Source organism: Sporosarcina sp. AD_1 (assembly GCF_057373025.1).
The window spans coordinates 78,148-93,485 of sequence record NZ_JBPVIR010000002.1; the positions used below are offsets into that span (position 1 = coordinate 78,148).

Here is a 15,338-nt window from a genome sequence, read left to right on the forward strand (position 1 = left end):
AAATTGGCCATATTGGAAATTGTGAAGCATCCTTCACCTATGTTGACACAATCATGTAAAGAAGTAGTGGCGTTTGACGAAGAGCTGGCAACCTTGCTGGATGATATGCATGACACCATGGTAGCTGCAGACGGAATTGGATTAGCTGCACCGCAAGTGGGCAAGCCAATCCGTGTAGCGATCGTCGACATGGGCGAAGGAGACGACGTAATCGAAATGGTAAACCCAGTCGTAACTGCGGTAGGCGGTTCAGAAGTCGAAGTGGAAGGCTGCCTCAGTTTCCCAGGACTATACGGTGAAGTCGAACGTCCTTTTTTCGTACGGATTGAAGCGCAAGAAAGGGACGGGTCGCTATATCAATTAGAAGCCGAAGATTATGAAGCAAGAGCTATCATGCATGAGATTGATCATCTCAATGGTGTATTGTTTGATTCGAAAATCCTGCGAGTGGTAGATCCTTCGGAATTCGAGGAGGAGCCAGACGACCTGGAGGAGGATGAGCAGAATTGACGAATATCGTATTTATGGGTACACCTGACTTCTCAGTCCATGTACTTTCCATGCTAGTAGACGAAGGCTATTCCATTTTGGCAGTCGTCACGCAGCCTGACCGGCCAGTTGGCAGAAAGCGTGTGTTAACGCCGCCCCCTGTGAAAGAGGAAGCAATCCGGCTAGGGCTTGACGTTCTCCAACCTGAGAAGTTAAGAGGTTCAGACGAATTGAAGAAGCTGGTCGAGATGGCCCCTGATTTGATTGTTACCGCGGCATATGGTCAAATTTTGCCAAAAGAGCTTCTAGATGCCCCGAGACTTGGCTGCATTAATGTTCATGCTTCCTTGCTGCCAAAATATCGCGGAGGCGCACCGATCCACCAGGCTGTTATGGATGGTGAAACCGAAACGGGTGTAACGATCATGTATATGGCAGAAAAACTGGATGCTGGTGATATCATTTCCCAAGTCACTGTTCCGATCAAAGAGACTGATGACACAGGCATGATGTTCGATGCTTTATCGGCAGCGGGCACGCAGCTTTTAAAAGAAACGTTGCCGTCGATTTTGGATGGAACGAATAAAAGAATACCGCAAAACGAATCCGAAGCCACTTTTGCACATAATATATCTCGGGAACAAGAACGGATCGATTGGAATAAACCGGGCGAGGCGATTTACAATCAAATCCGCGGATTGCACCCATGGCCAAACGCCTACACAACGTTCCAAGGTGACAATGTGAAAATCTACAAAGCTGAAAAGGTGCACCGTAATTCGGCTTCCGGGCAACCGGGCACCATCATCTCGATTGATAAAGATGAAATGATTGTTCAATGCGGCGATGATATCGCATTGTCGATAAAAGAGCTGCAGCCAGCCGGAAAAAAACGTATGGCGATCGACGTGTTCCTTAACGGCGTCGGATCCAAATGGCAAGTAGGAGACCGTTTCGAATGACAACTAGAAAAAAGAAAATATGGAATGGCAATGTCCGTGATGCTGCACTGTCCATCCTGTTGGAAGTGGCAAACAATCAAGCCTATAGCAACCTTTTGCTGCATAAGACAATGGAGACCTATTCGATCGCACCGAAAGATCGGGGATTATTGACTGAGTTGACGTATGGCACCTTGCAGAACAAGATGACACTGGATTATTACGTGAAGCCGTTTGTCCGTGGGAAATTGGACAAATGGGTGAAGGAACTTCTTCGATTGTCAGTCTATCAACTCGTCTATCTTTCTAAAATACCGCCGCACGCCGTTGTGCACGAAGCGGTGGAAATCGCAAAAAGAAGAGGACATAAAGGAATTTCTGCAACTGTGAACGGCATTCTCCGTTCCATCCTGCGCGAAGGTGTACCTTCGGTGGAGGAAATCGAGGACGACATTACTAGATTGTCGATAGAGACAAGCCATCCCGAATGGTTGCTGCGCAGGTGGATCGATCAATACGGCAAAGAGAGCACCATTGCGATGGCCAGCAGAAACAATATGCCCCCGACCATGACGGCGCGAGTCAACACGATGAAAACGACTACGGAAGAAGTAATGAAACAGTTGGCGTCAGAAGGGTTTCAAGTGATGAAAGGAGAAGTTGTGCCGGAATGCATTCGTGTCGATGGAGGGAACTTGGCGAAAACAGAGGCGTTTGCAAATGGCTTAATTACCATCCAAGATGAGAGCTCCATGCTGCCTGTACTCGCCTTAGATCTGGAGCCCGGGATGTCTGTTTTGGATATGTGTGCGGCTCCAGGAGGAAAAACGACATTCATTGCAGAAAAGATGAAGGATGAAGGAAAAGTGTTCGCGCACGACTTGCATGACCATAAATTATCCCTTATTACGTCGAGCGCCAACCGGCTAGGCTTAGAATCAATCGAAACAAGAAGCGGTGACAGCAGGAAGCTGACGGAAATCTATCCAGCTTCATCTTTTGACCGCATTTTGTTGGACGCTCCGTGCAGCGGTCTCGGGGTCATCCGGAGGAAGCCGGAAATTAAATATAATAAACAAGAAAGTGACCTGCATGATTTGGCGGAAATCCAAGCGGATTTGCTGGATACGGCTTACCAGTTAATTAAGGAAGAAGGCATCATCGTCTTCAGTACTTGTACGGTTGATCAAATAGAGAACATCGGGTCCGTTTCCAAATTCTTGCAAAGACATCCTGATATGGAAACGATTCCGCTAGAACATCTGGTGGGGCATGAAACAGAAACAATAAAAGGGGACATGCTTCAAGTCTTGCCTCACCATTTTGACAGCGATGGCTTTTTTGTAGCTGCGTTGCGCAAGAAAAAATCGGAGAGATAAAAGGAAAGCTTGGGGGGGTACAATTGGTGCAGTACGAATTCAGGACAGATATCGGGAAACGAAGGTCCGTAAATGAGGACAGTGCGGCGGTATATGAACTGCCGGGTGGTCCTGTGCTAGCCATTATCGCTGATGGAATGGGAGGCCATCGCGGTGGTGAGCTGGCAAGCACAACGGCTGTGCAATCGATCGGTGAGCAATTCAAGTCAATTAAGAATCCCGACGCCATGGATGAGAAATCATGGATTTCATGGCTGGAGGATGTCATCACACAAACCAACCTGGCGATCTTCAAGATGGCTGAAGCAGATGAGCAATACAAAGGAATGGGAACGACGCTCGATGCAGTAATCATTTTCGAATCATCTTGCATCATATCCCACACAGGTGACAGCAGAGTATACAGAGTGGACAAGAACGAATTGAAACAGATTACGAGAGATCATTCGTTCGTCAATGCCTTATTGGACAGCGGTGAAATTACGGAAGAAGAGGCCGCCAGCCATCCGCAACGAAATTGGATCATGCGTGCAATCGGAACGGAGAAAACAATCGAGCTCGATTTTTACTCCATCCACTTTGAGGATGGTGCCTACCTTCTTATTTGTACAGATGGTTTAAGCAATAAAATCGAGAATGAAAAAATGAAAGAAGTTGTCATGTCGGAATTGCCGCTTTCGCTAAAAACGGAGCAGCTAATTGACTTGGCGAATGATTTGGGCGGAGAAGACAATATTTCGGTCATATTAGTCGGCCCGTTCCGCTCGGAGGTGAGTTAACAGTGATTGGCAAACGAATTGGTGGACGTTATGAAATCATAAGAGGCATCGGCGAAGGTGGCATGTCGAAAGTTTATTTGGCCCATGATATCATTTTGGATCGTGATGTAGCGATCAAAGTGCTTGATTATGATTTTGCAAACGAAGAAGATTTAAAAAGAAGATTCCAGCGGGAGGCTTTATCTGCAACAAGCCTGACACATCCGCATATTGTTAATATTTTCGATGTCGGCGAAGAAGATGAGCTGCACTATCTCGTCATGGAGTATATCGACGGCCGGACATTAAAAAAGTTTATCCAGACAAACGGTCCGCTTCGCCCTGAGCAAGCTGTCCACATCATGAAACAGCTTGTTTCTGCGATAGCAAACGCCCATCATAACGGGATTATCCATCGGGACATCAAACCGCAGAACATTTTAATGGATCAAAACGGAGATGTGAAGATCACCGATTTTGGCATTGCGATGGCTTTGAATTCAACGGCACATACGAAGACGAATTCGGTTCTCGGAACGGTCCATTATTTGTCTCCCGAGCAGGCAAGGGGCGGCATGGCGACAAAGAAATCCGATATTTATTCGCTCGGCATCGTGTTCTATGAATTATTGACCGGGGAGCTGCCGTTCTCGGCGGAAACAGCTGTTGCGATTGCTTTGAAGCATTTGCAGGAAGAGACGCCATCAGTGCGAGCGCAATTCCCATCGATTCCACAAAGCGTTGAGAATGTCATTTTGAAGTCAACGGCGAAAGATTCATTTAACCGTTACCGCTCAGCAGATGAAATGTACGAGGATCTTTTGACTGTTTTATCTCCCGAGAGGGCAAATGAAGCCAAATTTACGGAACCGGTGGACAATGATAAGACCCGTGCCATCCCGATTGTTAATGAAGCGCAGAAGTTTGATCATGCGGAAGAAACAAGGAAATTAGAACCAGTAACGCCCGCAGCGCCTCCGCCGCAAGAGAAGCAGAAAAAGAAGAAAAAGAAAGGGCCGATTATCGCCGGTATTCTCGGCGGAATTCTTCTCGTTGTTATGCTCCTGCTGTTCCTTCCTGGATGGCTAGGTCCTAAAAAGGCTCTTGTGCCAAATGTAGCCGGTGAAGAAGAGCGTGCCGCAATAGAGATCTTGGAGTCGGAAGGGTTCAAAGTAGATGAAAAAATTGAAGAAGTTTCGAATGAAGTGGAAGCAGGAAAGGTAATTCGTACGATTCCTGAAGGTGGCAAGAAGCGGGATGTTGGCACTTCCATTGTTATCTATGTCAGTCAGGGCAAGGAAACAATGGTCATGGCTGATTACAGTGGGCAGAGCTATGAAAATGTGAATAATCTCCTTTCTGAACGATTCAGAACGATCAAGTCGGAAACGGCATTTTCGGACGAACCGGAAGGGACTATTATCGGTCAGTCGCCGGCTGGAGGCGAAGAGGTCGTCCCTGAAGAAACGGATCTCGTATTCACGGTAAGTAAAGGTCCTGAATTGGTCACCGTTCGAAACTTGGAAGGCTATACGGAGAGTGATCTCGATGCGTATGCCAAAGAGAGTGGACTCGTGATCAAGGGAGTCAGTGAAGAGTATAACGAAACTGTGCCTGAAAAGCAGGTTATCAGGCAAACTCCTAGTGCGGGCACCCAATTGAGAAAAGGGGAAGCGGTGAAGGTAGTCGTCTCAAAAGGTAAAGAAAAATTGCCGATGAAATCCTTTTTCAAAACAATAACCATCCCGTATGAACCACAATACAACGATAATGCCGATGAGGACGGCGACGAGGAAGAAGTTTCACCTAAACCTCAATCGGTTCAGATCTATATTAAAGACAGAACTCACTCCATGGACGATGTATATGATGAGTTCGAGATTTATGAGGATACGAAAAAACAAATTAAGATTAATTTGGATGAAGGCCAAACGGGCGGCTATCGCGTTGTGCGCGACAATCAAATCATAGAAAATGTTACAATTAATTACGACGATAAAGAATGATTCAGAAAGAGGGATTGGATGCCGGAAGGATTAATTATTAAAGCGATCAGTGGTTTTTATTATGTTGAGCATGAAGGAAGAGTGATTCAATGCAAAGGCAGGGGAGTATTCAGGAATCGTGGGATCAGTCCGCTTGTAGGCGATCTTGTTACTTTCCATCAAGAGGGCGATAACGATGCGACGATTACAGAGGTCCATGTTAGAAAAAATGAGCTCGTGCGACCGCCCATTGCGAATGTCGATCAATCTTTACTTGTGTTCTCGATCATAGAACCTGATTTGAGTCTCCACTTGTTGGACCGATTTCTTGTCATCGTGGAATCGCTTGGTATCGAGCCGATTATTTGCTTGACAAAAAGAGATATTGCTGGGGAAAAGCAACTTGCTTTTGCTGATTCAGCTGTATCCTATTATAAGAAGATCGGTTATGATGTGCTGGAAACCCATCGGGATGATTCTTCTCTTTTGGCATCGATCCAACCTTATCTTTCTGAAAAGACGACTGTTCTCGCCGGCCAGTCCGGAGTGGGCAAGTCTACTCTATTAAACACGCTGTTGCCGGAACTGCAGCTGAAGACTGGTGAAATATCTGAAGCGCTGGGTAGGGGGCGGCATACGACACGCCACGTAGAATTGATTAAAGTGGCGGGCGGTCTTGTCGCGGACACGCCTGGTTTCAGCTCGTTGGATTTTGAACATATCGAACGGGAAGAGCTACGCCATTATTTTATTGAAATGGATCGACTATCCTCCGAATGCAAATTCCGTGGATGTCTCCATCTGAAAGAGCCAGGATGTGCAGTAAAACGAGCCGTTGAGGAAGGGGAGGTCCTTCAACAGCGGTACGACAACTATTTGCAATTTCTACAAGAAATCACAGACCGAAAGCCGAGGTATATGTAATCATGGTAAAAATTGCTCCATCCATCTTATCTGCTGACTTTTCAAAGCTTGGGGAAGAAGTGAAAGAAGTTGAAAAGGCAGGCGCGGAACTTATTCATATCGACGTCATGGATGGCCATTTCGTCCCCAATATTACAATGGGACCAATCGTAGTGGAGGCGCTGCGGCCTGTTACCACACTACCATTGGATGTTCATCTGATGATCGAAAATCCAGACAATTACATTGAACAATTCGCAAAAGCGGGTGCCGATTATATAACAGTCCACGTAGAGGCGTGCCGCCATCTGCACCGTACGCTGCAATTAATCAAATCCTATGGCGTGAAGCCAGGGGTCGTCTTGAATCCGCATACGCCTGTAGAAACGATCCAGCATGTGCTGGAGGACATTGATATGGTTTTATTCATGACAGTGAATCCTGGGTTTGGCGGACAGAAATTCATTCATTCGGTGTTGCCGAAAGTAGAACAGCTCGCAACGATCATTCGGGAGCGCAACTTATCCATCGAGATAGAAATTGATGGAGGGGTCAACGAAGAAACGATAGTTCCTTGTGTGAAGGCGGGTGCCACTATTTTTGTTGCGGGATCGGCGATCTATAATGAGGCAGACCGGGCGGAGGCATTGCAGCGCATCAAGTCAGCCGGCGAAAGAGCTTTGAACGAATGAGCCAGGTCGTCGTCTGCTCAGGCGGCCCGGAAGAGGATTTATATGATTTAACTGTATTGCCAAAAGAAGAGACCGCATTCATTGGAGCCGATCGGGGAACTCTTTATCTGTTAAACGCAGGAATCCTTCCAATCGAGGCGATCGGGGATTTTGATTCAGTCACGAACGTGGAATACGAAAGAATTTCACATTTTGTGCCGGTCGTGACGAAAGTAGAATCGGAAAAAGATGAAACGGATACGGAATTGGCCATACAGCGTGCATTAACTCTTGACCCGCAACATATTTTGATAACAGGTGTGACCGGAGGGAGATTGGACCATTTCGAATCGGCCCTCCATCTGCTGTATCGAATGCAGCGAATGCATCCGAAAAAAAGATTTACCATCCGCAGTAAATCCAATGAACTGGCTATTTTGTTTCCAGGGGTTCATCGGATGAACAAAGAGGAAGAGCTGGAGTATGTATCGTTCTTTTCTTTTGGCGGGGCAACAGTGGAAGGCATGACATTGACCGGCTTTAAATATGAAGTCGCCAATGCGCTACTGGAAACAGGCATGACTCGATTCACAAGCAACGAAGCAATTTCAGAAGTTTGTACTATCTCGTTCCGAAAGGGCATATGTTTAATGGTAAGGAGTTCAGATTCCTGAAAGGAGCCGGGGAATTGAGAGTCTATACGTTCACAATGCCGAAGTTTCTCAGTAGTTTTGTTAGAAAATGCATGGTCGTCATGAACAAAGAAGAGAAGCAAGCGACAGCGTCTTCTAACAATCGGACAAAGAAGAAGAAAAAAGAAAAAACGCCAGGCTGATCTCCATCGGCTTGGCGTTTTACTTTTTTGTTTTTAAGGAAAAGTGCGTTGAGATTATCCTCAAACGCGTTGAACTTTACCTGATTTAAGGGCTCTAGCAGAAACCCAAACACGTTTTGGTTTACCATTTACAAGAATACGGACTTTTTGAAGGTTTGCACCCCATGTACGTCTGTTTGCATTCATCGCGTGTGAACGGGAATTACCTGAACGTGCTTTACGACCAGTAACTACGCATTGTTTAGCCATTTTATTTCCTCCTCGCTATTGTTGATTAAGCGATTCACTTTATCATTCGCATACCATAATACTTTATCATAGGACCTATAGGCTTGCAACCTTTTTTGGAGTCTCTTTCAAGGAGTAATACTTTACACTTCTTTTTGTAAAGAAGATATATATGTTGCTGAAGAGTTAGACAATACTACACAGTAATATCGGTTAACGTAAAATTGCCGTTAACTCCGGCTGAACGCCAATAACTCGACTTGAACGCCAATAACTTCGGCTGAACGCCAATAAATCAAGTTGAACGCCAATAAATCGGAATGAAGCCCCAACTGTTTTTCTGAACACCAGTTATCGCTGATCGAAAAACAGTTAGTATCCAGCTCCAGTGCCCAGCGTCTAGCAGACTTCGACTGTTCCTTCTTCGATAAGTCAACATCGGTCCGCTTTGCGTACCGTGTTTCCTTTATCTTGAAGGAAAGTCTCCAGTCTGTACGACTCATCCAGCTGCGAGGGCCAGCCTCTCGGGTCGCTTCGGTCTTGGATGTAAGGCAAAAGCGCCTTTCATCCAAGCCCTCCGACGCACACGATATGCTAGTGCCGACGTTGCCGCAGGACGCGGCGGGCTTAGTCGGCCAGCGCCTGTCGAGGCTAAGCGGCCCTCTCCGCTTTAGTCGCTAAACGGGCACTTCCGCTTTTATTCTTAGCTCGACGCAGATTCTTTTATACAGTTAGTATCCAGCTCCAGTGCCCAGCGTCTAGCAGACTTCGACTGTTCCTTCTTCGATAAGTCAACATCGGTCCGCTTTGCGTACCGTGTTTCCTTTATCTTGAAGGAAAGTCTCCAGTCTGTACGACTCATCCAGCTGCGAGGGCCAGCCTCTCGGGTCGCTTCGGTCTTGGATGTAAGGCAAAAGCGCCTTTCATCCAAGCCCTCCAGCGCCTGTCGAGGCTAAGCGGCCCTCTCCGCTTTAGTCGCTAAACGGGCACTTCCGCTTTTAAATGGTGTATAGTACAATTAGGGAAGTTTATTAAGGATGCAGGAGGGACGTAATTATGTCAATCGAATTGAAGAACGAGTACGGTAGAATCGATATTACGAATGACGTTATCGCCCAAGTGGTTGGAGAAGCGGCTGTGGAATGCTATGGCATTGTCGGCATGGCTTCCCGGCACCAGATTCGTGATGGGCTTACTGATATTCTTCGCAAAGAGAATTATGCCCGTGGCGTTATCGTTCGGAATATTGGTGATGAGACACATATCGATATGTATGTCATTATCGGATATGGGACGAAAATCTCGGAAGTTGCTTACCAAGTGCAATCCAAAGTGATCTATACGTTGAAGAAGACATTCTCGCTGACGGTCGGATCAGTCAATATATTTGTTCAAGGGGTTCGGGTAACGAACTAGAAGGAGGATTTAATTTCGATGATCTCAGTAGATGGTTTGAAATTTGCGGAAATGGTGAAGATGGGTGCTCATCACCTTCATGAAAATGCCGATTATGTGGATTCGTTAAATGTGTTTCCGGTGCCGGATGGCGATACAGGGACGAATATGAATTTATCCATGACGTCAGGTGCCAAAGAGACGGAAGCGAATCAATCGGAGCATTTGGGTAAAACTGCACAGGCTCTATCCAAGGGGCTGCTGATGGGGGCACGGGGCAACTCGGGTGTCATCCTGTCACAGCTGTTCCGCGGGTTTGGAAAAGCTGTGGAGCATGAAGCGACATTGACAAGCCAATCATTTGCGGATGCCCTTCAATATGGCGTGGAAACGGCGTACAAAGCTGTAATGAAGCCGGTGGAAGGGACCATTCTGACGGTCGCGAAGGACGCTGCCAAACAAGCGGTGGCTACAGCGGCGAAAACCCAAGATCTAATCGAAGTGATGGAAGCGGTCGTTACGGAGGCGAAAGCTTCTTTGAAACGCACTCCTGATCTGTTGCCCGTTCTGAAGGAAGTAGGCGTCGTTGATAGTGGTGGACAAGGTCTAGTTTTTGTATACGAAGGGTTCCTTGCGTGCTTGCGGGGAGAGCCGCTGCCGGAGCGTTCCGTTATCGATTCGATGGATGAACTGGTTAATGCCGAGCACCATCGTAGTGTACAAGACTTTATGAACACAGAGGATATTGAGTTCGGCTATTGCACGGAATTCATGGTTCGTTTTGAACAAGAGAAAACAGCGGCAACGCCTTTTGATGAAAATACGTTCCGCCTGGATCTCAGTCAATTCGGAGATTCTCTTCTTGTCATTTCAGACGATGAGCTTGCAAAGGTGCATATCCACACGGAACAACCAGGAGAAGCGCTGAATTATGGACAGCGGTATGGCTCATTGATCAATATTAAAATTGAAAATATGCGCCAGCAGCATGCGAATATTGTAGGCGGATCCAATGCAACCGCTCCATCTGCCGGCAAAGGGACTGAGAAGCATCCTTATGCGGTTGTGACTGTGGCGATGGGAGAAGGCGTTGCCGACTTGCTGAGGAGTATCGGAGCTTCTGTCGTGATCGAAGGCGGACAGACAATGAATCCATCAACTGAGGACATTGTCAAAGCAGTTCAGGATGTCCAAGCGGAGCGTGTCATTATCTTGCCAAACAATAAAAATATCGTGATGGCAGCCAATCAAGCAGCAGAAATTGTAGGCATCGAAGCAGGCGTAGTGCCGACAAAATCAGTTCCGGAAGGGCTTGCTGCTATTCTTGCTTTCAATCCAGAAGCTACTGTTGACGATAACGTACAATCGATGATTCAAGCTGCTTCCGGTGTGAAGACAGGACAGGTGACCCATTCTATCCGTGATACGTCCATTGATGGAGTAGAAATCCACAAAGATGACTTTATGGGAATCGCTGGAGGAAAAATTGTCATTTCCACACCTGCTTTGGAGGAAGCAATGAAGGAATTGATCGATTCTTTGATTGACGAAGACGATGAAATTGTTACTCTTATTTATGGAGAAGGCGTTACAGAAACAGAGGCGTCAGCAATGGCAGACTATATTGAGTCTACCCATGATCATGTGGAAGTTGAACTCCATAATGGGAAGCAGCCGCTTTATCCATATATACTTTCAGTTGAATAAGTCATACGGCATGCCAGAAAATTGGCATGCCGTTTTTTTGTTGATTTCATCAGCCGTTATAGAGGATTGTGGAAAAGTAGTATGATATAATAAAATAGAACATACATTCCTTGTTAGGTCATTTCCTTAATCTCTCCATAAGTAGTGTAAACCGTTTGTCGTTCATTCTTTTTTGTCAGAAACTATTATATCGTGTAAAATGAAGAGTAGAGTTTTGGCTTTCATAAGGGGGAGAAATGGCATGAAATACAGATCGGTTTTTGAGATTATCGGTCCAGTCATGATTGGGCCTTCATCATCACATACAGCAGGTGCTGCCAGAATCGGCAGAGTGGCGAGGGATCTATTTGGAAGGCAGCCGAAGTGGGCAAGAATCCATCTATACGGTTCATTCGCCGAAACGTACAAAGGTCACGGCACAGATGTGGCGATCATCGGCGGCTTATTGGATTATGATACAGACGATGAGCGTATCAAAACCGCCTTCGAGGATGCTGCAAAAGCCGGCATGACCTTTGAGTTCATTCCGGAAGAGGAAGAAGCGGATCATCCGAATACCGCACGTATTGTCATCGGAGACAGCAAGGGAGAAATGGAGCTGGTCGGCATCTCGATCGGTGGTGGGACGATGGAAGTGACAGAGTTGAATGGTTTCCCATTGCGGCTTTCTGGACATTATCCTGCTTTGCTCGTCGTTCATGATGACCGTGCAGGTGTTATTGCCAGCGTATCCAATACCATTGCAGAACAAGGCATGAATATAGCCCATATGGAAGTGGGACGGAAAGAAAAAGGAAAGATGGCTTTGATGGTTATTGAAGTGGATCAAATCTTTGATGAAACGTTGATCAACCAATTGCAATCCTTGCCGAATGTGACACAAGTATCTACTTTGGCTAACTAAGGAGGACTCGAAATGGATATTTTATTCAGCTCCGTGAAAGAGCTTGTCTCTTTGGCGGAAACTCAAAATAAACCGATATCTGAAATTATGATTGAGCAGGAAATGCTTATAACACGCCGTTCGCGTGAGGAAATCATTGCCCAGATGGATCGGAACTTGACGGTTATGGAACAAGCGGTGGAACAAGGACTGAAAGGCGTACAATCGACATCCGGACTGACAGGCGGGGATGCTGTTCTTTTGCAGCAATACATTGCAAGCGGTAAATCACTCTCCGGTGATTTAATTCTGGATGCTGTGAGTAAGGCGGTTGCTACGAACGAAGTGAATGCCGCTATGGGCATGATTTGTGCGACACCGACTGCCGGCGCGGCAGGAATTGTGCCTGGGACGCTTTTCGCGGTAAAGAATAAATTGAATCCGACTCGTGAGCAGATGATCAACTATTTATTTACGTCTGGCGCGTTCGGCTTTGTCGTTGCGAATAATGCATCAATCTCTGGTGCGGCAGGGGGTTGCCAGGCAGAAACAGGTTCTGCGGCATCTATGGCGGCAGCTGCTATTGTTGAAATGGCTGGTGGTACACCGCAGCAGAGTGCAGAGGCCTTTTCCATCGTTATGAAAAATATGCTTGGGCTCGTCTGTGATCCGGTCGCTGGACTCGTTGAAGTGCCATGTGTGAAACGTAACGCGATGGGGGCTGCCAAAGCACTTGTCGGTGCTGATATGGCGCTTGCGGGAGTGGTTAGCCGTATTCCAACAGATGAAGTGATCGAAGCTATGCACCGAATTGGACAGACGATGCCTTCCGCCCTTAGAGAAACTGCAAAAGGCGGACTTGCTGCAACTCCGACAGGAAAGGCTCTGGAAGCGGAAATCTTCGGAAAGGATCAGTCTGCTCGTGACACTGTCCAGTCTTGATTCTGTCACAACGTTAAAGGGTGTCGGTAAAGCGACGGCTGAACAGTTTCAAAAATTAGGCATTGAGACGATTGAAGATCTGATTCTGACATTTCCTTATCGGCATGAGGATTTTAGGATCAAGGATTTAGCGGCTACACCTCATAATGAAAAGGTCACCGTAGAAGGAAGGGTCGAAAGCGAGCCTTCCGTTCTTTTCGTTGGAAAAAACCGTTCCCGGTTGCAAGTTCGTGTTCTCGTCGGAAATCATCTGATCAAGGCGGTTTTTTTCAATCAGCACTATTTGAAGGACCGGCTGGAGATCGGCATGATTGTGACCATCACTGGAAAATGGGATCGTGGACGGCAAGTTATTAATGTGAGCAACTTTTCAGAAGGACCTAAAACGGCTCAAAATGATTTTGAACCTGTTTACAGTTTAAAAGGCGTGATGCATCAGAAAACCTTCAGGAAGTATATGAGGATTGCTCTAGATACAGCTGCGCATGAATTACAAGATCCTATTCCATCCGATATTCAAACAGCTTACAAACTCCCACCTCTCTCGGATGCATTGGAATTGATTCACTTTCCGACCAGTCTTCAGGACGTCAAACAGGCAAGGCGGCGTTTTGTTTATGAGGAACTTCTTAAATTCCAACTGAAAATGGTAGGGATGAAGAAAGTCCGAAAAGATCGTGATCCAGGCACGATGATCCCTTATGATATTAACAAACTGAAAACTTTTATTGCAGCACTGCCTTTCGAACTGACAAATGCACAAAAGAAAGTGGTCAACGAAATCTGTGCCGAGTTAAAAAGTCCAACACGCATGAATCGCCTCTTGCAAGGCGATGTTGGATCCGGAAAGACAGTCGTTGCGGCAATTGCCCTTTACGCAGCAGTTACGGGAGGTTTTCAAGGCGCCTTGATGGCTCCGACAGAAATATTGGCGGAACAGCATGCGGAATCTCTTTCCGCCTGGTTTCAGCCATTAGGAGTGAATATCGCCTTTTTATCAGGGTCGACAAAAGGAAAAGTGAGAAGGATCATTCTAGAACAGCTAGAGGCCGGAGAGATTGATATTTTGATTGGAACACATGCTTTGATTCAACCGGAAGTCACTTTCCGTAAACTTGGCTTAGTTATTACGGATGAACAGCATCGCTTTGGTGTGGAGCAACGGAGGGTGCTGCGGGACAAAGGGGTAAGCCCTGATGTTTTGTTTATGACGGCGACGCCGATACCTAGAACATTGGCAATTACCGCCTTTGGCGAAATGGATGTATCGATTCTGGATGAAATGCCGGCGGGTCGGAAAAAAGTGCAAACCTTCTGGCTGAAGGAATCGTCGATCCTGCCCGTCTTGCGGAAAATGGAGAAGGAATTGCAAGCCGGACGTCAAGCATATGTCATATGCCCTCTTATCGAGGAATCGGATAAACTCGACGTCCAAAACGCAGTGGATGTGCATGCACAGCTCACTGCCCATTTTGCGGGAAGGTATAAAATCGGGTTGATGCATGGCAGGCTGCATGCAGATGAGAAGGATGAAATCATGCGGGATTTCAGTGAAGGCAAGATTAATTGTTTAGTGTCCACGACCGTTGTTGAGGTAGGGGTCAATGTGCCAAACGCGACCTTCATGCTGATTTATGACGCAACACGGTTCGGCCTGGCTCAGTTGCACCAGCTGCGCGGAAGGGTCGGCCGGGGGGCGGATCAATCATTTTGTGTGCTGCTGGCGGATCCGAAAAACGAGGAAGGCAAAGAACGGATGCAGTCTATGACGGAGACGAACGACGGCTTTGTACTTGCTGAAAAGGATCTGGAGTTGCGGGGTGCCGGCGAATTCTTCGGCAGACGGCAAAGCGGCTTGCCGGAATTCAAAATGGCAGATCTCGTCCATGATTATCGGGCGCTTGATACGGCGAGGCACGATGCGGAGCGGTTGCTCGAGATGCATGCCTTTTGGGAAGAGCCGGAATACGCGCTTCTACGGGAATACTTGGAGGAGTCAGGGGCTTTAAGCGGGGAGAGGATCGACTGAACGTAGCTCTGCCGCCTGGGATGGTTTGTAGAAAGTGACGGGAAAACAAGTGGTTTACCCGTCACTTTTTTCATTTCATGAATCAAAATAGGCAATATTGAGTTGTATTTGAAGCGTTTCCTGCTGGAACACAATCGTCCGGTTGGTATTTCGTGTATGACCGTTTCCAGACTCGTCAAGGAACAGATTGGAT

The 15,338-nt window shown here is 46.8% G+C and carries 16 protein-coding genes; 14 read left to right on the forward strand and 2 right to left on the reverse strand.

What is annotated here, in order from left to right; translation table 11 throughout:
• The first annotated feature begins 3 nt into the window (after window positions 1-3).
• Genes def through spoVM form a run of 9 tightly spaced genes read left to right on the forward strand, consistent with a single transcriptional unit; the run spans window position 4 to window position 7,961 of the window.
• The gene (def, locus tag ACSW3C_RS03595; protein ID WP_486560973.1) at window positions 4-510 is read left to right on the forward strand and encodes a peptide deformylase; all 507 of its coding nucleotides are present in this window, start codon (window positions 4-6) and stop codon (window positions 508-510) included.
• A complete protein-coding gene (gene fmt, locus ACSW3C_RS03600) occupies window positions 507-1,451 on the forward strand; it encodes a methionyl-tRNA formyltransferase (protein ID WP_486560974.1) in 945 nt (314 codons plus the stop codon). Before def ends, fmt begins: the two co-directional genes overlap by 4 nt.
• Window positions 1,448-2,809, forward strand: coding sequence for a 16S rRNA (cytosine(967)-C(5))-methyltransferase RsmB (gene rsmB, locus ACSW3C_RS03605; RefSeq protein WP_486560975.1), 1,362 nt, complete (start codon window positions 1,448-1,450; stop codon window positions 2,807-2,809). The genes fmt and rsmB overlap by 4 nt, the downstream gene beginning before the upstream one ends.
• Before the next feature lie 26 nt (window positions 2,810-2,835).
• Complete coding sequence (locus ACSW3C_RS03610) at window positions 2,836-3,588, forward strand: Stp1/IreP family PP2C-type Ser/Thr phosphatase (RefSeq protein WP_486561491.1); 753 nt, start codon at window positions 2,836-2,838, stop codon at window positions 3,586-3,588.
• 2 nt (window positions 3,589-3,590) lie between these two features.
• Window positions 3,591-5,573, forward strand: coding sequence for a Stk1 family PASTA domain-containing Ser/Thr kinase (pknB, locus tag ACSW3C_RS03615; RefSeq protein WP_486560976.1), 1,983 nt, complete (start codon window positions 3,591-3,593; stop codon window positions 5,571-5,573).
• A gap of 18 nt (window positions 5,574-5,591) precedes the next feature.
• Window positions 5,592-6,476, forward strand: a complete 885-nt coding sequence (gene rsgA / locus ACSW3C_RS03620) for a ribosome small subunit-dependent GTPase A (protein ID WP_486560977.1) — start codon at window positions 5,592-5,594, stop codon at window positions 6,474-6,476.
• A 2-nt stretch (window positions 6,477-6,478) separates the two neighbouring features.
• A complete protein-coding gene (rpe, locus tag ACSW3C_RS03625) occupies window positions 6,479-7,147 on the forward strand; it encodes a ribulose-phosphate 3-epimerase (protein WP_486560978.1) in 669 nt (222 codons plus the stop codon).
• Window positions 7,144-7,800, forward strand: a complete 657-nt coding sequence (locus tag ACSW3C_RS03630; RefSeq protein ID WP_486560979.1) for a thiamine diphosphokinase — start codon at window positions 7,144-7,146, stop codon at window positions 7,798-7,800. Before rpe ends, ACSW3C_RS03630 begins: the two co-directional genes overlap by 4 nt.
• Before the next feature lie 14 nt (window positions 7,801-7,814).
• A complete protein-coding gene (gene spoVM, locus ACSW3C_RS03635; RefSeq protein WP_207962124.1) occupies window positions 7,815-7,961 on the forward strand; it encodes a stage V sporulation protein SpoVM in 147 nt (48 codons plus the stop codon).
• Window positions 7,962-8,021: 60 nt separating this feature from the next.
• On the opposite strand, the gene rpmB is transcribed toward spoVM, so the two are convergent.
• Both rpmB and ACSW3C_RS03645 read right to left on the reverse strand, forming a co-directional pair.
• Window positions 8,022-8,210, reverse strand: a complete 189-nt coding sequence (rpmB, locus tag ACSW3C_RS03640) for a 50S ribosomal protein L28 (RefSeq protein ID WP_184206806.1) — start codon at window positions 8,208-8,210, stop codon at window positions 8,022-8,024.
• 209 nt (window positions 8,211-8,419) lie between these two features.
• Window positions 8,420-8,761 carry a hypothetical protein gene (locus ACSW3C_RS03645; protein WP_486560980.1) on the reverse strand — a complete coding sequence of 114 codons (342 nt, stop codon included), beginning with the start codon at window positions 8,759-8,761 and terminating at the stop codon, window positions 8,420-8,422.
• Window positions 8,762-9,245: 484 nt separating this feature from the next.
• Here ACSW3C_RS03645 and ACSW3C_RS03650 point away from each other — a divergent pair, with 484 nt between their 5' ends.
• From ACSW3C_RS03650 to recG, 5 genes are all read left to right on the forward strand, one after another.
• Window positions 9,246-9,605 carry an Asp23/Gls24 family envelope stress response protein gene (locus tag ACSW3C_RS03650; protein WP_238084145.1) on the forward strand — a complete coding sequence of 120 codons (360 nt, stop codon included), beginning with the start codon at window positions 9,246-9,248 and terminating at the stop codon, window positions 9,603-9,605.
• 18 nt (window positions 9,606-9,623) lie between these two features.
• Complete coding sequence (locus ACSW3C_RS03655) at window positions 9,624-11,291, forward strand: DAK2 domain-containing protein (RefSeq protein ID WP_486560981.1); 1,668 nt, start codon at window positions 9,624-9,626, stop codon at window positions 11,289-11,291.
• Between the two features lie 241 nt (window positions 11,292-11,532).
• Window positions 11,533-12,195 carry an L-serine ammonia-lyase, iron-sulfur-dependent subunit beta gene (gene sdaAB / locus ACSW3C_RS03660; protein WP_486560982.1) on the forward strand — a complete coding sequence of 221 codons (663 nt, stop codon included), beginning with the start codon at window positions 11,533-11,535 and terminating at the stop codon, window positions 12,193-12,195.
• A 12-nt stretch (window positions 12,196-12,207) separates the two neighbouring features.
• Window positions 12,208-13,116 (forward strand): L-serine ammonia-lyase, iron-sulfur-dependent, subunit alpha, encoded by a 909-nt coding sequence (gene sdaAA / locus ACSW3C_RS03665; RefSeq protein ID WP_486560983.1) that lies wholly within the window; start codon window positions 12,208-12,210, stop codon window positions 13,114-13,116.
• A complete protein-coding gene (recG, locus tag ACSW3C_RS03670) occupies window positions 13,097-15,145 on the forward strand; it encodes an ATP-dependent DNA helicase RecG (RefSeq protein ID WP_486561492.1) in 2,049 nt (682 codons plus the stop codon). The genes sdaAA and recG overlap by 20 nt, the downstream gene beginning before the upstream one ends.
• The last annotated feature ends 193 nt before the right edge of the window (window positions 15,146-15,338 follow it).